This is a genomic window from Streptomyces sp. NPDC054866, assembly GCF_053610745.1.
The window spans coordinates 139,249-160,903 of the sequence record NZ_JBSGZA010000001.1; the positions used below are offsets into that span (position 1 = coordinate 139,249).

18 protein-coding genes are annotated in these 21,655 nt (G+C 71.3%); 16 read left to right on the forward strand and 2 right to left on the reverse strand.

What is annotated here, in order from left to right; translation table 11 throughout:
- Positions 1-72: 72 nt before the first annotated feature.
- Together ACWGI2_RS00560 and ACWGI2_RS00565 are read left to right on the forward strand one after the other, a co-directional pair.
- Complete coding sequence (locus tag ACWGI2_RS00560) at positions 73-1,200, forward strand: ferrochelatase (protein ID WP_453692761.1); 1,128 nt, start codon at positions 73-75, stop codon at positions 1,198-1,200.
- Positions 1,193-2,017, forward strand: a complete 825-nt coding sequence (locus tag ACWGI2_RS00565) for an inositol monophosphatase family protein (protein ID WP_453692763.1) — start codon at positions 1,193-1,195, stop codon at positions 2,015-2,017. Before ACWGI2_RS00560 ends, ACWGI2_RS00565 begins: the two co-directional genes overlap by 8 nt.
- Before the next feature lie 97 nt (positions 2,018-2,114).
- Here the strand turns inward: ACWGI2_RS00565 and ACWGI2_RS00570 are convergent, their stop codons facing one another.
- On the reverse strand, positions 2,115-2,288 hold the full coding sequence (locus tag ACWGI2_RS00570) for a hypothetical protein (protein WP_202121369.1): 174 nt from the start codon (positions 2,286-2,288) through the stop codon (positions 2,115-2,117).
- Positions 2,289-2,619: 331 nt separating this feature from the next.
- On the opposite strand from ACWGI2_RS00570, the gene ACWGI2_RS00575 reads away from it, so the two are divergent.
- The 4 genes from ACWGI2_RS00575 (at position 2,620) to ACWGI2_RS00590 (ending at position 6,145) form a co-directional block, all read left to right on the forward strand.
- Positions 2,620-3,273, forward strand: a complete 654-nt coding sequence (locus ACWGI2_RS00575) for a response regulator transcription factor (protein WP_453692765.1) — start codon at positions 2,620-2,622, stop codon at positions 3,271-3,273.
- A gap of 6 nt (positions 3,274-3,279) precedes the next feature.
- Positions 3,280-4,512 carry a sensor histidine kinase gene (locus tag ACWGI2_RS00580; protein WP_453393901.1) on the forward strand — a complete coding sequence of 411 codons (1,233 nt, stop codon included), beginning with the start codon at positions 3,280-3,282 and terminating at the stop codon, positions 4,510-4,512.
- Between the two features lie 393 nt (positions 4,513-4,905).
- Complete coding sequence (locus ACWGI2_RS00585; RefSeq protein ID WP_055544889.1) at positions 4,906-5,202, forward strand: DUF4193 domain-containing protein; 297 nt, start codon at positions 4,906-4,908, stop codon at positions 5,200-5,202.
- 13 nt (positions 5,203-5,215) lie between these two features.
- Positions 5,216-6,145: a hypothetical protein gene (locus tag ACWGI2_RS00590; protein WP_453692767.1), complete on the forward strand. Its 930-nt coding sequence runs from the start codon at positions 5,216-5,218 to the stop codon at positions 6,143-6,145.
- 37 nt (positions 6,146-6,182) lie between these two features.
- Here ACWGI2_RS00590 and ACWGI2_RS00595 read toward each other — a convergent pair whose 3' ends face one another.
- Positions 6,183-6,629 carry a DUF3093 domain-containing protein gene (locus ACWGI2_RS00595; RefSeq protein ID WP_453692768.1) on the reverse strand — a complete coding sequence of 149 codons (447 nt, stop codon included), beginning with the start codon at positions 6,627-6,629 and terminating at the stop codon, positions 6,183-6,185.
- A 58-nt stretch (positions 6,630-6,687) separates the two neighbouring features.
- On the opposite strand from ACWGI2_RS00595, the gene ACWGI2_RS00600 reads away from it, so the two are divergent.
- The 10 genes from ACWGI2_RS00600 (at position 6,688) to ACWGI2_RS00645 (ending at position 21,565) form a co-directional block, all read left to right on the forward strand.
- Positions 6,688-7,272 carry a PaaI family thioesterase gene (locus tag ACWGI2_RS00600; RefSeq protein WP_351173880.1) on the forward strand — a complete coding sequence of 195 codons (585 nt, stop codon included), beginning with the start codon at positions 6,688-6,690 and terminating at the stop codon, positions 7,270-7,272.
- Entirely contained in the window at positions 7,269-7,805 is a 537-nt protein-coding gene (gene dut, locus ACWGI2_RS00605) for a dUTP diphosphatase (protein WP_453393904.1), read from the forward strand. Before ACWGI2_RS00600 ends, dut begins: the two co-directional genes overlap by 4 nt.
- A gap of 1 nt (position 7,806) precedes the next feature.
- Positions 7,807-8,580, forward strand: a complete 774-nt coding sequence (locus tag ACWGI2_RS00610) for a DUF3710 domain-containing protein (RefSeq protein WP_453393905.1) — start codon at positions 7,807-7,809, stop codon at positions 8,578-8,580.
- Between the two features lie 330 nt (positions 8,581-8,910).
- Positions 8,911-9,000 carry a K(+)-transporting ATPase subunit F gene (kdpF, locus tag ACWGI2_RS00615; RefSeq protein WP_033264828.1) on the forward strand — a complete coding sequence of 30 codons (90 nt, stop codon included), beginning with the start codon at positions 8,911-8,913 and terminating at the stop codon, positions 8,998-9,000.
- Positions 9,001-9,008: 8 nt separating this feature from the next.
- Positions 9,009-10,673 carry a potassium-transporting ATPase subunit KdpA gene (gene kdpA, locus ACWGI2_RS00620; protein ID WP_453692771.1) on the forward strand — a complete coding sequence of 555 codons (1,665 nt, stop codon included), beginning with the start codon at positions 9,009-9,011 and terminating at the stop codon, positions 10,671-10,673.
- Positions 10,674-10,744: 71 nt separating this feature from the next.
- Complete coding sequence (gene kdpB, locus ACWGI2_RS00625) at positions 10,745-12,853, forward strand: potassium-transporting ATPase subunit KdpB (protein ID WP_453694610.1); 2,109 nt, start codon at positions 10,745-10,747, stop codon at positions 12,851-12,853.
- A gap of 23 nt (positions 12,854-12,876) precedes the next feature.
- Positions 12,877-13,557, forward strand: a complete 681-nt coding sequence (locus ACWGI2_RS00630) for a potassium-transporting ATPase subunit C (protein WP_453692773.1) — start codon at positions 12,877-12,879, stop codon at positions 13,555-13,557.
- A 112-nt stretch (positions 13,558-13,669) separates the two neighbouring features.
- Positions 13,670-16,921: an FtsX-like permease family protein gene (locus tag ACWGI2_RS00635; protein ID WP_453692775.1), complete on the forward strand. Its 3,252-nt coding sequence runs from the start codon at positions 13,670-13,672 to the stop codon at positions 16,919-16,921.
- Positions 16,922-18,072: 1,151 nt separating this feature from the next.
- Positions 18,073-20,658: a hypothetical protein gene (locus tag ACWGI2_RS00640; RefSeq protein WP_453692777.1), complete on the forward strand. Its 2,586-nt coding sequence runs from the start codon at positions 18,073-18,075 to the stop codon at positions 20,656-20,658.
- A complete protein-coding gene (locus ACWGI2_RS00645; RefSeq protein WP_453393910.1) occupies positions 20,651-21,565 on the forward strand; it encodes an ABC transporter ATP-binding protein in 915 nt (304 codons plus the stop codon). Before ACWGI2_RS00640 ends, ACWGI2_RS00645 begins: the two co-directional genes overlap by 8 nt.
- Positions 21,566-21,655 lie beyond the last annotated feature (90 nt).

A 21,655-nucleotide genomic window follows, 5' to 3' on the forward strand; every position in this document is an offset into this window, starting at 1 on the left:
GCTTACGGTCCCGACGGGGCCGAACGCACCGTGATTTTCCGGCTGTCAGTGGCGGGTGGCAGGATCGGATACATGTCCGATGCGCTCGATGCCTCTCCCTATGACGCCCTGCTGCTGCTCTCGTTCGGCGGCCCCGAAGGCCCCGACGACGTGGTCCCGTTCCTGGAGAACGTGACGCGGGGCCGTGGCATCCCCAAGGAGCGGCTCAAGGAGGTGGGGCAGCACTACTTCCTGTTCGGCGGGGTCAGCCCGATCAACGACCAGAACCGCGCCCTCCTGGACGCCCTGCGCAAGGACTTCGCGGAGCACGGCCTGGACCTGCCGGTCTACTGGGGCAATCGCAACTGGGCGCCCTATCTGACCGACACCCTGCGCGAGCTCGTCCAGGACGGCCACCGCCGCGTACTCGTCCTGGCGACCAGCGCGTACGCCTCGTACTCGGGCTGCCGCCAGTACCGGGAGAACCTGGCCGACTCCCTCGCCGTGCTCGCCTCCGAGGGCCTCGAAGTGCCGCGCGTCGACAAGCTCCGGCACTACTTCAACCACCCGGGCTTCGTCCGCCCCATGATCGACGGGGTCCTGAAGTCCCTGGCCGACCTTCCCGGTGACGTACGCGACGGGGCGCACCTGGCCTTCACGACGCACTCCATCCCGACCGCGGCCGCCGACACGTCGGGGCGCGTGGAGGACCACGGGGACGGTGGCGCGTACGTCGCGGAGCACCTGGACGTGGCCCGGCTCATCGCCGACGCCGTGCGTGAAGAGACCGGCGTCGAGCACCCCTGGGAGCTCGTCTACCAGTCCCGCAGCGGCGCCCCGCACATCCCGTGGCTGGAGCCGGACATCTGCGATCACCTGGAGGAGCGGCAGGCGGCGGGCGCGCCCGCCGTGGTGATGGTCCCGATCGGTTTCGTGTCGGACCACATGGAGGTGCTGTACGACCTCGACACCGAGGCCGAGGCCAAGGCCGCGGAGCTCGGCCTCCCGGTCCGCCGCTCGGCCACGGTCGGCGCCGACCCGCGGTTCGCCGCCGCGGTGCGCGAGCTCGTCCTGGAGCGCGCCGCCACGGAGAGCGGGCAGCCCGTCGCACCCTGCGCCCTGGGCGCGCTCGGCGCGAGCCACGACCTGTGCCCGGTGGGCTGCTGCCCGGCGCGCGCCCCGAAGCCCGCGGCCGCGGGTGCCGACAGCCCGTATGCGTAAGGACCCCGACGTGACCGACGTGACCGACCTCAAGGCAGAACTCCTCACCGTCGCCCTGGAGGCCGCGCACCGCGCCGGGGCCTTCCTGCGGGACGGGCGCCCGGACGACCTGGGCGTGGCCGCCACCAAGACCAGTGCGGTCGACGTCGTCACCGAGATGGACATCGCCTCCGAGAAGCTGATCACCGACTTCTTCGCCGAGCGCAGGCCGGACGACGGCGTGCTCGGCGAGGAGGGCGCGAGCGCCGAGGGCAGCAGCGGCGTCCAGTGGGTGATCGACCCGATCGACGGCACCGTCAACTACCTGTACGGCCGCCCGGACTGGTCCGTGTCCATCGCGGCCCGCAAGGACGGCGAGACGCTGGTCGGCGTGGTGCACGCCCCGATGCGTGGCGAGACCTACCGAGCCGTCCTCGGAGAGGGCGCCTTCGTCAACGACAAGCAGGCGCACACCCGCCCCGCACCCCCGATCGAACAAGCCCTCGTCGGCACGGGCTTCGGGTACATCACCGAGCGCCGCGTCCGCCAGGCCGAGGTGGCCAGGCAGCTGATCCCGCTGGTCAGGGACATCCGGCGCGGCGGCTCGGCGGCGATCGACCTGTGCGACGTCGCGCTCGGCCGCCTGGACGCGTACTACGAGCGCGGCCTCAACCCGTGGGACTTCGCCGCCGGTGAGCTCGTCGCGCGGGAGGCGGGCGCGCTGACCGGTGGACGCCCCGGAGAGGCTCCCACCGGGGAGCTGACCATCGCGGCCCCACCCGGCCTCTTCGAGGACCTGCAAGGCCGCCTGGAGGAGCTCGGCGCCTGGCACGACTGAGGCGGCGCGGGCAGCACACGGCACACGCGGAAGGGCCCCGGCATCTCGTCCACGGATGCCGGGGCCCCTCTGCTTGCGATGGATCAGGAGCGATGGATCAGGCGTGCAGCGCGCCGACCTCCACCCCGTGCTCGGCGGCCAGCCGGTGGAGATCTTCGAGTTCGGCCTGCTCGACCTCGGCAAGGAAGTCGTCGCCCGTCTCACGGGCCATCGTGAGGTCGGATTCCGTGGCCTTTATGCGCTGCAGCAGTCCTGCGGTAAAAGCGTCCATGGTTGCGCCCCCTCGGCTGGGTCGTGGGTCGATGGCACGGGGGTGTGCCCTCAAGAAGGGGCGATCACGTCTCAAGCCGCCCGCCCTGCGGCGAAGAGCGGGTTGTGGCGCGCCACATACAAAGCGTGATCGCGGGTGTGAGGTCGTCCTCCCCTGGCTCCCTTCCACGGAAACCTCAACCCTCGGAGAAAATCCCGCATTCCCCGGCCGGGAGGCCTCGGGGGACCGCCTTACAGCCGGTTTATGGCCGAAAGGGGCAGGATGGAGGCCACACCCACAACCACACCCACGAACAGACCTGCCCGCAGGGGCACAGAGGAAGGACAGCGCCGTGCGCGTACTCGTCGTCGAGGACGAGCAGCTGCTCGCCGATGCGGTGGCCACCGGACTGCGCCGGGAGGCCATGGCCGTCGACGTCGTGTACGACGGAGGGGCCGCCCTGGAACGCATCGGGGTCAATGACTACGACGTCGTGGTGCTCGACCGGGACCTCCCGCTCGTGCACGGCGACGACGTCTGCCGCAAGATCGTCGAGCTCGGCATGCCGACCCGCGTCCTGATGCTCACCGCGTCGGGCGACGTCAGCGATCGCGTCGAGGGCCTGGAGATCGGCGCCGACGACTATCTCCCCAAGCCCTTCGCGTTCAGCGAGCTCACGGCACGCGTGCGTGCCCTCGGCCGGCGTACGAGCGTCCCGCTCCCGCCCGTCCTGGAGCGCGCCGGGATCAAGCTCGACCCGAACCGCCGCGAGATCTTCCGCGACGGCAAGGAGATCCAGCTCGCGCCCAAGGAGTTCGCGGTCCTCGAAGTGCTGCTGCGCAGCGAGGGCGCCGTCGTCTCCGCCGAGCAGCTGCTCGAGAAGGCCTGGGACGAGAACACCGACCCGTTCACGAACGTGGTCCGGGTGACCGTCATGACCCTGCGGCGGAAGCTCGGCGAGCCCGCCGTCATCGTGACGGTGCCCGGCTCCGGCTACCGGATCTGATCCCCGGTGGCCGCGACCCCGGCGCCACCCGCCGCGCCCCCGAAACCCACCTGGGACCCCAGGAAGGCCGAACCGCCCTTCCCGTGGCTGCGCCCCACGATCCGCATACGGCTCACGTTGCTGTACGGCGGGATGTTCCTGATCGCGGGCATCCTGCTGCTCTCGATCATCTATCTGCTCGCCGCGCAGGCCCTGAACGTCGGCAGCGACCTGCCGTTCAAGATCGTCTCCGGCCAGGTGGCCAGCGACACGTGCAACTTCCCGAGCCAGCCGTCGGCGGGCGAGCTCAACAACGCCATGAACGCCTGCGTCAACGAACAGCGCCAGCACGCCCTGGACAACCTCCTGAGCCGCTCGCTGCTGGCCCTGCTCGGGCTCGCGGTGATCGCCTTCGCGTTCGGTTACGCGATGGCGGGCCGCGTCCTGTCCCCGCTGGGCCGCATCACGCGCACCGCGCGCAGGGTGGCCGGCACGGACCTGTCACGGCGCATCGAACTGGACGGTCCCGACGACGAGTTGAAGGAGCTCTCGGACACCTTCGACGAGATGCTCGACCGCCTGGAGCGGGCCTTCACCGCCCAGCAGCGGTTCGTCGGGAACGCCTCGCACGAACTGCGCACGCCCCTCGCGATCAACCGCACGCTCCTCGAGGTGCACCTCTCCGACCCCGGTGCGCCCCCCGAGCTCCACCAGCTCGGCAAGACGCTGCTCGCCACGAACGAGCGCAGTGAGCAGCTCGTGGAGGGCCTGCTGCTGCTCGCCCGCAGCGACAACCAGATCGTGGAGCGCAAGCCGGTCGACCTCGCCGAGGTCGCCGACCGTGCCGTCGACCAGGTGCGGAACGAGGCCGACGCGAAGGGCGTGGAGATCCGCGGGGAGCGGGGCCCGGCCGTCGTCCAGGGCAACGGCGTACTCCTGGAGCGGATCGCCCTGAACCTCGTCCAGAACGCCGTCAGGTACAACGTGCCGGACGAGGGCTGGGTCGAGGTCACCACGGAGGCCCAGCACGGCCAGGCGGTCCTCGTGGTGTCGAACACGGGTCCCGTGGTGCCCGCGTACGAGATCGACAACCTCTTCGAGCCGTTCCGGCGGCTCAGGACCGAGCGCACGGGCAGCGACAAGGGCGTGGGACTCGGCCTGTCGATCGCCCGGTCGGTGGCGCGGGCCCACGGGGGCCGTATCATCGCGGAGCCGCGCGAGGGGGGAGGGCTCGTGATGCGAGTCACCCTTCCTCTCTGAGATGCTGCCGCGGACTCGCCGCGATGTTCGCTTTGCGCGGAATTTTCTGGACCTGTTCCCGGAGATTTCGTGTGCGATCGATCACAGGGGCGAATTTTCGGCCATCTACTCTCCGTGATCGTGAAAGTCGTCGGAAAGCCGGGAAAATCCGGGTTTTCAGGGGTCTTGATCACGGGAAGTACACGGGGTGGCGCCTGTGAAGTGCGACATTCGGACCGTGTACGGTCCCGATCGCCATCCAAACCGATCACCTCTTCAGGGGTGCGGTTGGGTGTCGATTGAGTAACAGACCTTGATGTGAGGCAAAATCTCCGCCTCAGGTCGGGCACAAGTCCGGCCTCTCACGCGTTACGTGCGCTGAGACACCGCAGACACCCAGAGGGGGAGAGCGACATGGCAACGGACTACGACACCCCACGCAAGACCGACGATGACGTCAACGAGGACAGCATCGAGGAACTCAAGGCGCGGCGGAACGACAAGTCGACCTCGGCAGTGGACGTCGACGAGTTCGAGGCCGCAGAGGGCCTCGAACTGCCCGGCGCGGACCTGTCGAACGAGGAGCTCGCCGTTCGGGTGCTCCCGAAGCAGCAGGACGAGTTCACCTGCATGAGCTGCTTCCTGGTGCACCACCGCAGCCAGCTGGCCAGGGAGAAGAACGGCCAGCCGATCTGCCGCGACTGCGACTAGGGCAGGGTCGGCCGTGACAGGCTCGACCCCGCCGAGGAAGCGCCGCTTCCGCAAGCGCGGAGCGGACCAAGAGAGCGCCATCCCAGACGGCGTGCGTGACGACGAGCGGGGCTCTTCCCCCACAGGAACAGCCTCGCTCGGACCGGCGAACGCCCCAGTGGTGGCACACGACGAGACGGCGGCCGACAAGGCGTCCTGGACCGGTGGGTCCAAGGGCCGCGTTGCCGCCGTCACGGACGGAGTCAAGGCGGGCGTACGCAAGAGCGGACGCAGCGCCAAGGCCGGCATCGGCTATCTCGCCGACCGGATCATCGAGAACGCCCCGCGGGTCCCGGTCCGCGACCTGGGCACTCTCCGCAAACAGTTCCCGGGCCTCGACGCCGAGCGGCTCGCGGACAAACTCATCTCCGGCGCGGCCAACGCGACCTCGACGGTCGGTGCCGGAGTCGGCGCCGCCGCGATGATGCCCGTGCCGCCCGCGATGCCCGCGGAGATGGCCGCCGAGATCACCGGAGTCGCGGCGATCGAGCTGAAGCTGATCGCCGAACTCCACGAGGTCTACGGCCTGCGTCCGCCCGGCAACCTCAAGGAGCGCAGCTCCGCCTACCTCACCGCGTGGACCGAGGAGCGAGGCATCGACGTGGTGAAGCCCGCGTCGATCAACGCCGCGCTCGGCGGCCAGATGAAGCGCGAACTGCGCCAGCAGATCATGAAGCGCATGGTGCGGAACCTCCCGAACCTGATGCCCTTCATGGTGGGCGCCGCGGTCGGGGCGGTCATGAACCGCCGTGACACCAAGAAGCTCGCTGAGCGGGTCCGTGCGGACCTGCGGAGGGTGCAGGTGCCCTGGGACGCCCTGCCGGAGCTGCCGCCCCTTGAGCAGCCCGTGAAGCCCCTGGACCCCCTGCGTCCCGGCATGCCGCCCAAGGAGCTGGGGCGCTGACGCGGCGGATGCCGCGCAAGCCCCCGATGAGCAGTCCCTAAGAAGCCCGTACCGCCGTCAGCGCCGCCGCGAGCGCCTCGGGGTTCCGCGTCGACACGTACACGTACGGAGTCGGGTCCTCGGGGTCCGTGATCTCGACGCGCAGCGCCGTGGGGATGTAGGCGCGCAGCAGCATGAAGGCGCGCGGGTCGGCCTTCGGGCCGCGCCAGGCGCGCGCCTCTTCCGCGTCGAGTACCACCGGCTCGCCCAGGGCGGAGACCGGGATCTTCGCGTCGCCCGCGACGAGCGAGCCCGCCACCACGCGGATCCGGGGGGAGCCGTACGAACTGGTGACGACCGCGGCGACCGCCGTCCCGGCGACCAGGCCGCCGAGCAGCGGCAGGGTGCCGAAGGGGAGCATGATCAGCGCCATCGCGACGCCGACCAGGAGCGAGACAAGCCACCAGGAACGGGGCGCCGTCAGGCGTTCTTCGTAAGGCTGCATGTATGCAAGCTTGGCACGATGAGCTGAGTGAGCGGACTCGCGGGTAAGGTCTGCGCCTGTGAGTGGTACTTCAGCAGCTCTGACGCCCCCGGCCGACGCAATAGCGCCCGTCCGCCACCCCGACGCGCCCGCCCCCGGCGAGCTCATCGGAGCCCATTACGAGCACTGTTTCGGCTGCGGCGAAGGACAGGCCCACGGGCTGCACCTCGCTGCGTACGCCGGTGAAGGCGTGGGCGTCACCGCCGAGTTCACCGTCCGGGAGGCCCACCAGGGCGCTCCGGGCCTCGCCCACGGCGGAGTGCTCGCCACGGCGCTCGACGAGACGCTCGGCTCGCTGAACTGGCTGCTGCGGGTGATCGCCGTGACCGGACGGCTCGAGACCGACTTCGCGCTGCCCGTGCCGCTGGGCACCGTGCTCTTCCTCGAGGCCGAGGTGACCGCCGTCGCAGGGCGGAAGATCTACTCCCGGGCCACCGGGCGGATCGGCGGCCCCGAGGGGCCCGTCGCCGTCCGTGCCAAGGCTCTCTTCATCGAGGTCAAGGTCGACCACTTCGTCGAGAACGGCCGCCCGGAGGAGATCCGGGCCGCCATGGACGACCCGGACCAGCTCCGCCGCGCACGTGCCTTCGAGGTGAACCCGTGACCCCCGTATCCCGACCGGAGCTCGACGTGCTGATCCGCCGCGTCGACCCCGATGTACCGCTGCCGTCGTACGCGCAGCCCGGTGACGCCGGAGCGGATCTGCGGACCACCGAAGCGTGCGAACTCGCCCCGGGCGAGCGGACGGTACTGCCCACCGGGGTGTCTATCGCCCTGCCGGAGGGGTACGCGGCCTTCGTGCACCCGCGTTCCGGGCTCGCGGCCCGCTGCGGTGTCGCCCTGGTGAATGCCCCAGGGACGGTGGATGCCGGGTACCGTGGAGAGATCAAGGTGATCGTGGTGAATCTCGACCCGCGCGAACGCGTGCGGTTCGAGCGCTTCGACCGGATTGCCCAACTGGTCGTCCAGCAGGTCGAGAAGGTGCGCTTCCGCGAGGTGGCGGAGCTTCCCGACTCGGCGCGGGCCGAGGGGGGCTTCGGGTCCACCGGCGGCCATGCCGCCGTGGGCGCCGGCTCGGGTGAAAAAACGGGTGGGAATCGATACGCATCGGTCGTATCTGACCGGGAAGGACAGTGACGTGTTCGGACGTCGCAAGAAGGACAGTGCCGCCGAGGACGCGGCGGGCGAGGCCGAGCAGGTCGTCGAGGACACTGACCGTGCTGACAGTGATGACACGGCCGCGGCGTCGTCGCGCGTGAGGCTCGAGCCCGAGCCCCGCCCCGACGGTCCCTGGGACGTCTCGGAGGTCCGGGAGCCCGGCGAGGGCCGCGTGGACCTGGGCGGCCTCTTCGTGCCGGGTGTCGAGGGCATGGAGCTGCGCGTGGAGGTCGCCGGTGACGCGATCGTCGCCGCGACCGTCGTGCTCCAGGACAGCGCCATCCAGCTGCAGGGCTTCGCCGCCCCGAAGAAGCAGGGCATCTGGGGCGAGGTCCGCGAGGAGATCGCCTCCGGCATCACCCAGCAGGGCGGTGTCATCGACGAGGTCGAGGGCCCCCTCGGCTGGGAGCTGCGCGCGCAGGTGCCGGTGCAGCTGCCGGACGGCACGGGTGGCGTGCAGGTCGTGCGCTTCATCGGCGTGGACGGTCCGCGGTGGTTCCTGCGCGGGGTCATCTCCGGCCAGGGCGCGGTGCAGCCGCAGGCAGCGGGTCTCCTGGAGCAGATCTTCCGGGACACCGTCATCGTGCGCGGCGACGGCCCGATGGCGCCTCGCGACCCGATCGTCCTGAAGCTGCCGGACGACGCGCAGATGGTCGCCGAGGGCGGTGTCCAGCAGGAGCAGCAGGAGGGCTCGCGCTTCTCCGGCGGCATGGGCCAGCTCCAGCGGGGGCCTGAGATCACCGAGGTGCGCTAGCCGAGATCACCGAGGTGCGCCAGCGCCCCTGACGTACAGGCCGATGGGCCGCATTCCCTGACGGGAGTGCGGCCCATCGGCGTTTTCGCAGGTGGGAGCCGGGTTCGGGCAGGAGTGCGCAGGCAGACGTAAGAGAGTCGTCAATGGAGCGCCAACGGCCGTAAGGGAGCCGTCAACGGCGGTCGTTTCCGGCCATACAGGGGGTTTGCTCAAGGCGTCAGATCAATCGCATCTCATCTAGGAGCACACGATGGCCGACGTGGCCTTCGTCGTCACCACGATCGCGGTCTTCGCGCTGGTGGCGTTCATCGCCAAGGGGGTGGCGAAGCTGTGACTGCCGAGAACATCGTCGGTCTCGTCGTGGCCGTCGCCCTGCTGGGCTATCTCGTCCTCGCTCTCGTGTTCCCGGAGAGGTTCTGAGTACGGATATGAGCCCTGTTCTTGCTGGTGTGCTCCAGTTCCTTGCGCTGATCGTGGCGCTCGCCCTGGCATACCGTCCGCTCGGCGACCACATGGCCAAGGTCTACTCCTCCGAGAAGCATCTGGGCGTGGAGAAGTGGATCTACAAGGCCATCGGCGCCAACCCGAACGCCGAGATGCGCTGGACCGCCTATCTGCGCGGAGTGCTCGCCTTCTCCGCCGTGAGCGTGCTGTTCCTGTATCTGCTGCAGCGCCTCCAGGGCTCGCTGCCCGGGTCGCTCGGCTTCAAGGCCATCGATCCGGACCAGGCCTTCAACACCGCCGCGTCGTTCGTGGCGAACACCAACTGGCAGTCGTACTACGGCGAGCAGGCCATGGGCCACGTCGTGCAGACCGGCGGCCTCGCGGTGCAGAACTTCGTCTCCGCCGCCGTGGGCATCGCCGTCGCGGTGGCCCTGGTGCGGGGCTTCGCCCGGTCGCGGACGGGGGAGTTGGGGAACTTCTGGTCCGACCTGGTGCGCGGTGTCGTACGCATCCTGATCCCGATCTCGGTGATCGGCGCGGTCGTCCTCGTCGCCTGCGGCGCGATACAGAACTTCTCCGGCATCCACGGGGTCGGCCAGTTCCTGGGCGGCAGCCAGCAGTGGAACGGCGGTGCGGTCGCCTCGCAGGAGGTCATCAAGGAGCTGGGCACCAACGGAGGCGGCTACTTCAACGCCAACTCCGCCCACCCCTTCGAGAATCCGAACGGGCTCTCCAACCTGTTCGAGGTCTTCCTGATCCTGGTGATCCCGTTCGCGCTCACGAGGACCTTCGGGCGGATGGTCGGTTCCCTCAGGCAGGGGTACGCGATCCTCGCCACGATGGTGACCATCTGGGTCGGCTTCACCGCGCTGATGATGTGGACGGAGTTCCACCACGGCGCCCCCGCCTTCGACGTCGCGGGCGGCGCGATGGAGGGCAAGGAGACGCGGTTCGGGATCGCGGGGTCGGCGATCTTCTCGGTCGCCACGACGCTGACATCGACGGGCGCGGTCAACTCCTTCCACTCCTCCAACACCGGCTTCGGCGGCGGGCTCGACCTCCTCGGCATGCAGCTGGGCGAGATCGCACCCGGAGGCACGGGGTCGGGTCTGTACGGCATGCTGATCATGGCGATCATCGCGGTGTTCATCGCCGGTCTCATGGTGGGCCGTACGCCGGAGTACCTGGGCAAGAAGATCGGCACCCGCGAGATCAAGCTGGCGGCCTGCTACATCCTCATCACCCCCGCCCTCGTGCTCGGCTTCACGGCGGTGTCGATGGCGCTGCCGACGCCCAAGGACTCGATGCTCAACTCCGGGGCGCACGGCTTCTCCGAGATCCTCTACGCCTACACGTCGGGCGCCAACAACAACGGTTCGGCGTTCGCCGGTCTGAGCGCGGACACGAACTGGTTCAACACCACGATCGGTCTCGCGATGCTGCTCGGCCGGTTCCTGCCGATGGTGTTCGTCCTCGCGCTCGCGGGTTCGCTGGCCGAGCAGAAGCCGATCCCGGCGACGGCGGGCACCCTGCGCACCGAGAAGCCCCTGTTCACCGGGTTGCTGGTCGGCACCATCATGATCATCACCGGTCTGACCTACTTCCCGGCGCTCGCCCTCGGGCCGCTGGCCGAAGGGTTGGCGTCATGACCACCGGCACGAAGAAGCCAACCGGCGAGAAGAAGCCGACCGATACAGAGAAGCCAGAGGAGCCCGGCTCCATGTCCACCGCTACTCCCACCCGTGCGCCGCACCAGGACGTGCCCGGCGGGCACCAGGACGGCGGCGGCCGTGTCGGCGGGGGTCTGTTCGACCCCAAGCAGCTCCTGAAGTCCTTCCCGGACGCCGTGCGGAAGCTCGATCCGCGGGTGATGGTCAAGTCGCCCGTCATGTTCGTGGTGCTCGTCGGCTCGGTGATCACCACCGTCCTCGCGGTCAAGGACCCGGGGGACTGGTTCGGCTGGGCCATCGCGGTCTGGCTCTGGCTGACCACGATCTTCGCCAACCTGGCGGAGGCGGTGGCCGAGGGCCGCGGCAAGGCGCAGGCGGACACCCTGCGCAAGGCCAAGACCTCCACGGTCGCGCGCAGGCTGAACGGCACGACCGAGGAGCAGGTGCCCGGCACCGAGCTGCGCATCGGCGACCTCGTCGTCTGCGAGGCGGGCGACGTGATCCCCGGCGACGGCGATGTCGTCGACGGTGTCGCGAGCGTCGACGAGTCGGCGATCACCGGTGAATCGGCCCCCGTCATCCGGGAGTCGGGCGGTGACAGGTCCGCCGTCACCGGCGGCACGAAGGTCCTCTCCGACCGCATCGTCATCAAGATCACCACGAAGCCCGGCGAGACGTTCATCGACCGCATGATCAACCTGGTCGAGGGCGCGGCCCGGCAGAAGACGCCCAACGAGGTCGCGCTCAACATCCTTCTCGCGTCCCTCACCATCGTCTTCCTGCTCGCGGTCGTCACGCTCCAGCCGTTCGCCGTGTACGCCGGTGCCGAGCAGTCCATGATCGTCCTTGCCGCCCTCCTGGTGTGCCTGATCCCGACGACCATCGGCGCCCTGCTCTCCGCGATCGGCATCGCCGGCATGGACCGCCTGGTCCAGCGCAACGTCCTTGCCATGTCCGGGCGGGCCGTCGAGGCCGCCGGTGACGTCTCGACGCTGCTGCTCGACAAGACGGGCACCATCACGCTCGGCAACCGTCAGGCAGCCGAGTTCGTGCCGGTGCGCGGGACGACCGAGGCCGAGCTCGCGGACGCCGCCCAGCTCTCGTCGCTGGCCGACGAGACGCCCGAGGGCCGCTCCGTCGTCGTACTCGCGAAGGAGAAGTACGGGCTTCGCGAGCGCCACCAGGGGGAGTTGGAGGGGGCCGAGTGGATCGCCTTCACCGCGCAGACGCGGATGTCGGGCGTCGATCTCGTCGAGGGCGGCACCGGGCGCAAGGTGCGCAAGGGTGCGACCGGTTCGGTCGTCGCCTGGGTCACCGAGAACGGCGGCACCGTCTCCGACGACGCCCAGGCCCTGACCGACACGATCTCGCAGGCCGGTGGCACACCGCTCCTTGTCGCGGCGGAGGACGAGAAGGGCGCGCGGGTACTCGGCGTCATCCACCTGAAGGACGTCGTCAAGGAAGGCATGCGGGAGCGGTTCGACGAGCTGCGGCGCATGGGCATCAAGACGGTCATGATCACGGGTGACAACCCGCTGACCGCCAAGGCCATCGCGGACGAGGCGGGCGTGGACGACTTCCTCGCCGAGGCCACGCCCGAGGACAAGATGGCGCTGATCAAGCGGGAGCAGGCCGGCGGCAAGCTCGTCGCGATGACCGGTGACGGCACGAACGACGCGCCCGCGCTGGCCCAGGCGGACGTGGGTGTGGCGATGAACACCGGGACCTCGGCCGCCAAGGAGGCCGGGAACATGGTGGACCTGGACTCCAACCCCACCAAGCTCATCGAGATCGTCGAGATCGGCAAGCAACTCCTGATCACCCGGGGCGCGTTGACGACCTTCTCGATCGCCAACGACGTCGCGAAGTACTTCGCGATCATCCCCGCGATGTTCGCCGTGGTCTATCCGGGCCTCGACAAGCTCAACATCATGAACCTGTCGTCCCCGGAGTCGGCCATCCTGTCGGCCGTCGTCTTCAACGCGCTGATCATCGTCGCCCTGGTGCCGCTGGCCCTGAAGGGCGTGCGGTACCGGCCGATGAGCGCGGACCGGATGCTGCGGCGCAACCTCGGCGTCTACGGGCTCGGCGGCCTCGTCGCCCCGTTCATCGGCATCAAGATCATCGACATGATCATCTCCCTCATCCCCGGGCTGTAGTTCCTGAAAGCGTGCTGATCGTCATGAACAACTCCGTCGGAAGTACGGCACGGTTGCTGGGCGCGGGCCTGCGTGCCCTGCTCGTGCTGACCGTGATCTGCGGTGTCATCTATCCGCTCGCCGTCACCGGGGTCGCCCAGGGCCTGTTCCACGACAAGGCCAACGGCTCCGAGATCAAGAGCGAGGGCAAGGTCGTCGGCTCCGAACTCATCGGGCAGAGGTACGACCTGCCGCTGAAGAAGGGCCAGGAGACCGCCGAGCCCGATCTGAAGTGGTTCCAGCCCCGGCCGTCCAACGGCCTCGGATCCAACCAGGATTCGGGGGTGAACACCCAGTACGACCTGATCCTGTCGGGCGCGACGAACCTGTCCGGTGACAACAAGGACCTGATCGCGAACGTCAAGGCGGCCAAGGCCGCCGTGGTCAAGGACAACTCCACGGCCGGCTTCAAGGTCAAGCCGTCCGACGTGCCGGCCGAGGCCGTCACCTCGTCCGGATCGGGTCTGGACCCGCACATCTCCCCGGAGTACGCGGAGTTGCAGGCCCACCGGGTGGCCGAGAAGAACGGCCTCGACGTGAAGAGGGTCGAGAAGCTGGTCGACGAGCACACCGACGGGCGGATCCTCGGCTTCGTGGGCGAGCCCCGGGTCAACGTCCTTCAGCTCAACGTCGCGCTGAAGGGCCTTGTCGCCGACGGGAGCTGATCCTCAGTCAACTCCCTTGTGGCCCGCGGTGGTTCGGTCTTGCCGACCGAAGCATTGCGGGCCACATTCGCGTACGTCCATACTGTGCCGGTCACGCGGGGGGAGACCGGTGGTGAGCGGACGGCGCGTGCCCGCCGTGGTGCGGAGCGGCCGGTATCACGGGATGGTGCTCGGGGCGGCCGGGCTCGCCGTCCTGCTTGCGGCCACGGTGCTCGCCGCTCTTGCCGCGCTGACCGAGAGGGCCGTCGAAGGCGGGGTGCGGCAGCGGCTCGCCGCGGACCGCGAAGCCGTCGTCGAGGTGGCGGGGCGTTACGGCGCCGACAGCGTGCGGCGGCTCGACGCGGACGTACGGGCCGCCGTCGACCGCACCTATGGCGACGTGCCCCACCGGACGCGGCTCGCACTGCGGGCGCCCGCGGCACGCAACGACGAGCTCGCCGTGACCGAGGCCGGCGGGCAGCGGCGTGAGGACGCCACGGTGTCCGTGGTCGCGTTCGAAGGGGCCCGGTCCCATGCAGGCCTGGTGGCGGGCCGGTGGCCGCGCGGCGGCTCGGGCGGCTCTTCGCGTGGGGTTACGGAGACGGTGCTGACCAGGGCGTACGCCGCCGAACTCGCGGTGCGTACCGGTGACGATGTGGTCGTGCGCGGCGCCGGTGAGCGCCTTGTGCGGATGCGGGTCGTCGGGCTCTATGCGACCGAGGGGCGCGCGCCCGCGGTCTGGGCGGGCCTGAGCAGCACGTTCGGTACGGCCGACTCCATCGCGCTCGTGCCCCGCGGCGCCTTCACGGCGCGGCCGGGGCTCACGAAGGACGCGGGCGCGTTGTGGCTCGGCGTGCCCGAGGCGCGGGGGCTGCGGCTCGGTGACATCGCGCCGCTGGCCGAGCGTGCCCGGCGGTTCGGCGGCAGCGATGCCTCGCTGTCGGTGCTGCGGGGGAAGAACCCCGAGGCGGAGCTGACCGTGTCGGCGGGGCTGCGCAGGGCGCTCGACCGGCTCACCACGCCCATCGCCGTGGCCCGCGCCGGGCTCTACGTCCCCGCCACGCTGCTGGCCGCGCTCGCGGTCGCGGCCCTGGCGCTGACTGGGCGTCAGCTCGCCGAACACCGGCGCCCGGAGCTGGCGTTGCTGGCCGCTCGGGGTGCGGGGACGCGGCGGCTCGTGGGGTCGGCCGGGGTGCAGTGGGCGGTGGTCGCCCTTCCGGTGGGGATTGCCGCGCCCTTCCTCGCGGGGCCGCTGCTGGGGCTCCTTGAAGGGGCGGGGGTGCTGCACGGCGGGGTGCCGGACGCGGCCGCGATCGGTGCAGCCTGGGTGGCCGTCGCCTTCGCCGTCGTGGTGCACGGGTGCGCGGTGCTGGTGCCGACGGTGCGGGTGGTGCGGGACCGGCAGGCGGTGAGCCGCCTGCGCCTGCGGGTGGGGCGGTTCGCGGGGGCGCAGCGGGTCGGGGCCGATGTGGTCCTCGGGGCGGTGGCCGTCCTCGGGTGGTTGCAGTTGCGGCAGTACCGGTCGCCGGTGACCGGTGACGGTGTCGACCCGGTGCTGGTGTTCGCGCCGGTGGTGATGACCACCGCGGCCGCCCTGCTCGTGCTGCGCCTGCTGCCCTTCCTGACGCGGGCCGTCGATCCGCTCGCCCGGCGGGGCAGGGGGCTCGTGCTGCCGCTCGGCGGGTGGCAGATCGCCCGGCGCGCGGCGCGGCACGCAGGGCCCGCCCTGGTGGTGACGCTCGCCCTGGCCGTCGCGGCGCTGAGCAGCACCGCCCTCGCCATTCTCGACCGGGGGGACCGCGACCAGGCCGCCTTCCAGGTGGGCGCGGACCTGCGGATCGAACCGGGGGAGAGCGTGCCCGCCGGGGAGCGGCGTGCGACGTACGGTGCGCTGCCGGGGGTCGAGTCGGTCACTCCCGTGGTGACCACGGAGGGCTACATCGGGCAGGACGCTGTAGCCATCACCGGCATCAACACCGGGCGGGGTCCTGTGCCTTCACTTCGGGGCGACCTCGCGGAGCGGCCCGTGCGGGAGCTTGTCGCGCCGCTGGGGGAGGGGGTGCCGGCGCACGGGCTGACTGTCGGCGACGATCTTGCCGGTGGCGAACTCCCGCTCCGGGTGGGGCTGTCGGCCGATGGCCCCGGGCGTGCTGTGCCGGTCCGGCTGACGGTCTTCTTCGAGGACGAGGACGGCCTGGTCCACTCAAGTGCCGCCCTTCTTAAAGAAGGCGGCCGGCGGGTGGTACCGCTGAGGGTGCCGGTACGGAGCGGTGGCCTACGGATCCTCCAGATCGACCTGAGCATGGCGGGCGAGACGGTGCGGCGTACGTACCGTCTCCGGATCGACCGGGTGCCGGGGCTCACCCAGGAGGCCCGCTGGCGCGACCTGCGCGAGGACGCGCCGGACCGCTACGGGGCGGGGTGCCCCGGGGCCGAGCCGCCGCGGGGCGCGGTGGGGGAGGCGCCTGGACCGGTGCTCTGCCGTGACCGGCCCGGGGCCGGGGTGCTGCTCGACGCGGTGCTTCGGGGGCCAGACACGCGGCTCAAGTACCCGACGTGGAGCGTCCGTCTCGGTACGGACAACGCGAGGGGGCGCCCCGCGGCACCCGCTCTCGCCGATCGTGCGCTGCTGGACTCCGGGGCGGTGCGGGTGGGGGACGTCGTGACGGTGCGGCGGAGTACGGGCGGCAGCGTCCGGCTGAAGGTGACCGGGCGGATCGGGGCGGTGCCGGGCGAAGCGCGTGACCGCCCCCGGCTGCTGGCCGACTCACGGGCGGTGGCGGCCCAGTTGGTGCTGAGCGGGGCGTTGCCGGGGTCGGAGAGCGCGTGGTGGGCGGGGGCGGAGCGGGGTGACGCGGGCGCCGCATGGAAGGCGGTACGGGACAGCCCGTGGCTCGGAACCGCCGTGGACGTGCCGCACGCGCGCGTGGAGCTCGCCGAGGATCCGCTGCGGCGCGGGGCCCGAGGCGGCCTCTGGCTCTGCCTCGCCCTTGCACCGGCGTTCGCCGTCATCGCCTTCACGCTGCATACGGTGCTGGCGGCGCGGGCGAGGGGGCGGGAGTTCGCGCTGCTGCGGGCATTGGGGGTACGGCGGGGCCAACTCGCCGCGTATCTGTGGACGGAACAGCTGGCGCTGGCAGGGGTGGCGGCACTCCTGGGCACGGGTCTCGGAGCGGGCCTCGCGGCCGTGATCATGCCGGTGGTGACGGTGGACGCGGACGGCGAACCGGTCTTCCCCGGGTTGCTCACGGAGGTGCCGTGGGTGCGGGTCTGGCTGGTGGCGGGTGGAGTGACGGTGGTGATCTGCGGGGTGGTGAGTGGGGTGGCGCGGGTTTTGGGGCGGGTGGATCTGGGGCGGGTTTTGCGGGTGGGGGAGGACCGGTGAGGGGCCCTGCGGGGCTTGGGCGGGGCTGGGGTGGGGTGGGGCTTGGGGTCTGCCGAGGCCTGGCGGCCTCGGTCGGCACGCTGGGCTACTTCGGCGAGGGGTTCGCTGCCGGGTGCGGGTCGTCGTGCGTTGCTGCGGCTGTGGGGCTGCAGGCGGGCGCTGCCGTCTGCGGGTGCGTGGGCGGCGGTTCCGGTCTGTCTGTGGGTGCGGGGCCGCGCCGGTATGTCCGTCCTCGCTATCGTCCGGTGGCCGCGGGGCTACTGCGGCACCGGAGCCTCCGGGAACCGTGCTCCGGGCAGACATACCGGCACGTCCCCTTGCGTCCGCTGCCGTCTGCGGGTGCGCGCGTGCTGCGGGCGGACACCGACACGTCCCCTTGCGAGCGCTGCCGACTGCGGGTGTGGCGCTTTTTCTGGTGGGGGTCACTGCCCACCCGACGTGTACGGATCACCCCCGGCAGTACGTCCCCCTCCGCCCACCCATCCGTGCAACTTCCCACCTCCGGCGGTACGTTCTCGCCCACCCATTGGTGCAGCTTCCCACCTCCGGCGGTACGTTCTCGCCCACCCATTGGTGCAGCTTCCCACCTCCGGCGGTACGTTCTCGCCCACCCATTGGTGCAGCTTGCCACCTCCGGCGGTACGTTCTCGCCCACCCATTCGTGCAGCTTGCCACCTCCGGCGGTACGTTCTCGCCCACCCATTCGTGCAGCTTGCCACCTCCGGCGGTACGTTCTCGCCCACCCATTCGTGCAACTTGCCACCTCCGGCGGTACGTTCTCGCCCACCCATCCGTGCAACTTCCCACCCCCGGCAGCACGTCCACCACCCGCCCCAAAGTGCAACTTCCCACCTCCCTTATTCCGGCGGATCCCCCACCCACCCCCTGTCACCGCGGGGCAATCGGGTGGGTGGGTGGGAGAGCTTGTTCGGGCAGGGGTGGATGCGGGGTGATCGGGTGGGTGGGTGGGTGAGGAGAGGGGGGAAGTCGTGGGGGTGGCGTTCGGGCGAGGGAGGATTGTGAGGCGTGGGGAGTTGGGGCTTTGGGGGTGCCTTGCCTTGCTTGTTGCTGTGCTTAGTGGCCTGGCCGTCGCAGGGCCTGGGGTGTTGGAGCGCGCCGCCGGGCGTGCTCTGGGGGAACGGCTTGAGCAAGTGCAGCGGGACGCGCCCGGCATCACCCACCGGGTGCGGTTCGGCGCGGAGGGCGAGCGGGGCGGGGCGAAGAGCTCACTGGGCGCCGACCTGCGGCGGGTCTCCACCGCCGTCGAGAACGCCGCCCCCAACCCCCTCCGCGGCAAGCTGCTGCGCGACTCCACCCGGATCGCCCTGCCCGGCGTACGGACCCCCGACGGCACCCATCTCTCCCTCGTGTACGCCTCCGACGCCCCGCCCCGGTCCGCGTACGCCGCTGGAAGGCCCCCCGCCGCGCGGGGCCGCGTCGTGGAGATCGCCGTGTCCACCCATACCCGTGACGCCCTGAAGCTGCGCCTCGGGCAGGAACTCCGGCTCGGACGGGGCGCGTTGGAGATCGTGGACGCACCGGCCCGGGTCGTCGGGTTCTACGCCGCGGACGGCGAGCGGCGGCTCTGGCGCGAGCAGCCCCTGCTCGCGCGCACGGGACGGGACGCGCAGGGCGGTGCGGTGCGGTACGCAGGCGCCCTCCTCGCGCCGCGCGGCGTCGAACTGCTGCAGAGCCAGGCGGAGGCCGACCTCACCGTGATCTGGGGCATGCGCCTCGACCTCGGCGACGATGCCGCGCGCTTCGTCGGCGATCAGGGGCAGCGCGACTTCGAGCGCCTCATGCTCCGCTACCCGGACTCCGTGCGGGGCGTCACGTGCGACCTGGGCATGATCAGCGGCGGCATGCCCTGCGCTTTCGGTTCGCATCCGGCCGCCGAGTCCGAGACCGCCACCGAACTGCCGGACACCTTGGAGGAGTTCCAGGCACAGTGGCGGCAGGCCAGTGTCGTGATCTCCTTCGCGCTCGCCTCCGTGACGGCGGTCGGGCTGGCCGCCGTGTTCGTCGGCGCGCTGCTCTCCGTACGCCGTCGCCTCGACGCCCATCGGCTGCAACGCGCGCGTGGGGCATCGGCGCTGGGGATCGCCCTGGGACGTGCCGCGGCGACCGCACCGGCCGTGCTGCTGGGGTTCGTGGGCGGGTGCGTGGTCGCCTCGGTGCTGCCGGGGGCGTCGCCCGCGTACGGGCGAGGGCTGCTCGTCGCCGTGGGCGCGTGGCTGACGCTGCCCCTGCTGACCTGGTGGGCCGTCCGGGACCGCGCCCTGCTCCGGGACAAGGGGGGAAGCGGTGGGCGCCGCGTCGTCGCCGAGGTGGGGGTCGTGGTCGTCGCCTCGGCGGGCGTCCTCGCGCTGCGGGCCCGTGGGACCGCGGGCGGGGCGGGAAGCGATCCGCTGCTCGCCGCCGTGCCCGTGCTGCTCGGGCTCGCCACGGTCGTGGTGCTGGTGCGCCTCTACCCGTGGCCGGTACGCCTCGTCGCGCGCTGGGCCGCCCGTGGACGCGGAGCCGTGACCCTCATCGCGCTCTCCCGCGCCGCCAAGGAGGCTCCCGCTCGGGCGCTCGCGCTGCTCGTCCTGGTGGTGACGCTGGCCGGTGCCGTGTTCGGCGGTCTGGTCGCGGGGACGCTGACGGAGGGGCGGCGGGACGCCGCAGCCTGGCGGGTGGGCGCCGACGCCTCCTTCCTGGGAGCGGGACGCGACCCGGACACCGCGAAGCGCGTGGCACGCGCGCGTGGAGTGCGGGAGACGGTGGCGGTGCGGCAGCTGCGGGTCGATCCGGTGAGCGCGAAGGACGGCGGGCGGTACGGGATCGCGAGCCTGGTGGGCGTCGACGGCGCGAAACTGCGCTCGGCGGCGGGCAGTTCGGCCGCCGCCCGCGCACTGCGGGACGCCGGTCTCAGCGGAGGCACGGGCGGTGGCGGCAGCGGCCGTGACATCCGCGTACTCGCCGACGCCGCCGACGCGGGGGACCTGCTGACCATCACCGTCCACGGCAAGGAACGGCGCCTGCGCGTCGTGGGCACCCTCCCCGAAGCGGTGCGACGCGACCCCGCACTCGGCCCCGTAGGCGCCGCCACCGAGGCCAGGGACCACCTCCTGCTCGCCGACAACGGTGACCTCAAGGGCTTCGGCGCGAGCGAGTTCGAGGAGTCGGCCCTGCTCCTCTACGGCCCGCACCTGGACGTCGGTGAGCTGCGCTCGGTGGTCCCGCGCGCCGCGCCCGGAGGCGCCGCCGGAGAGCTGCGGATCCGTGCCGAGGAACAGGCCGAGGCCGACGAGGACGGTCTGATCGCGGCCCTGACCGCCGCGCACACCGCCTGCACCGCCCTGGCCGTGTTCCTCGCGCTGCTCGCCCTCGTGCTCGAACTCCTGCTGTCCGCCCCGGCACGCGGCAGCACCGCGGCCCGGCTGCGCACGCTGGGACTCGGAGGCCGCGCCACCGCCGGGCTGCATCTGCTCCAGCTGCTGCCCCTGGCGCTCGCGGCAGTGGCCGGCGGCGTCGCGCTCGGCCTGACGCTGCCCGGACTGCTCGGACCCGCCCTGGACCTGCGGGAGTTCACCGGCGGGCCCACCGAGCCGGCCCTGCGGACCGACGCGCTGTTCACCGTGGTTCTGGCGACCGGAACCGTCGCCCTGATGGCCGTCGCCGTGGGTGTGGAGACCTGGCTGGGGCGGCGGCGTGGTCTCGGAGCTGTGCTGCGACTGGGGAGGAACGATGACTGAGCTCGCCGATCTGGAGGCCCGCGCGAACGCCGCGCGCCGTCCCGCGGGGGACGAGGGCCTTGTCGTCTGCGACAACCTCGTACGCGTCTATCGCACCGACAAGGTGGAGGTGCAGGCCCTCCAGGGGCTCGACCTGGTGGTCGGGGAAGGGGAGTGCGTGGCCCTGGTGGGCGCGTCCGGCTCCGGCAAGTCCACCCTCCTGTCGATCCTCTCGGGGCTCGATCTGCCGACCGCGGGACGGGCCCGGGTCGCCGGGCACGACCTGCTCTCCATGGGGCGCCGCGAACGCCTGGGCTACCGCAGGAACACCGTCGGGTTCGTATGGCAGCAGACCGGGCGCAATCTGCTCCCGTACCTCACGGCTGCCGAGAACGTGGCGCTGCCGATGAAGTACGCGCGCGTGCCCCGTCGCGAGCGCACGGCGCGGGCCGTCGAACTGCTCGGCGTGCTCGGTGTCGCGTACTGCGGCGACCGGCGGCCCGCCGAGCTGTCCGGCGGTGAGCAGCAGCGCGTCGCCGTGGCGGTCGCCACCGCCAACGCCCCGCAGGTGCTGCTCGCCGACGAGCCCACCGGGGAGCTGGACACGGCCAGTGGCGAGGAGGTGTTCGCCGCCCTTCGCCGCGCGAATGAGGAGCTCGGGGCGACCGTCCTGGTGGTCACGCACGATCCGCTCGTCTCCGGTCAGGTCCGCCGCACGGTGCGCATCCGGGACGGCCGTACGGCCACGGAGACGCTGCGTGAACAGGGCGGTGCGGGCGAGGAGTTCACGGTTCTGGACAGGGCGGGGCGGTTGCAGCTGCCGCGCGACTACGTGGAGCGCTACGGGCTGCGCGGACGCGTGCGGCTCACGGAGGAGCCGGACCACATCGGGGTCTGGGGCGCGGGCCCGGACGACTTCACACCTTGACGGAAGTCAGGTCCGTACCTATGGTCACGGCCCAACACGCGTGTTCAGAAAGGCACTTGACGTTCACATACGAGAATGGATGGCCCTTCG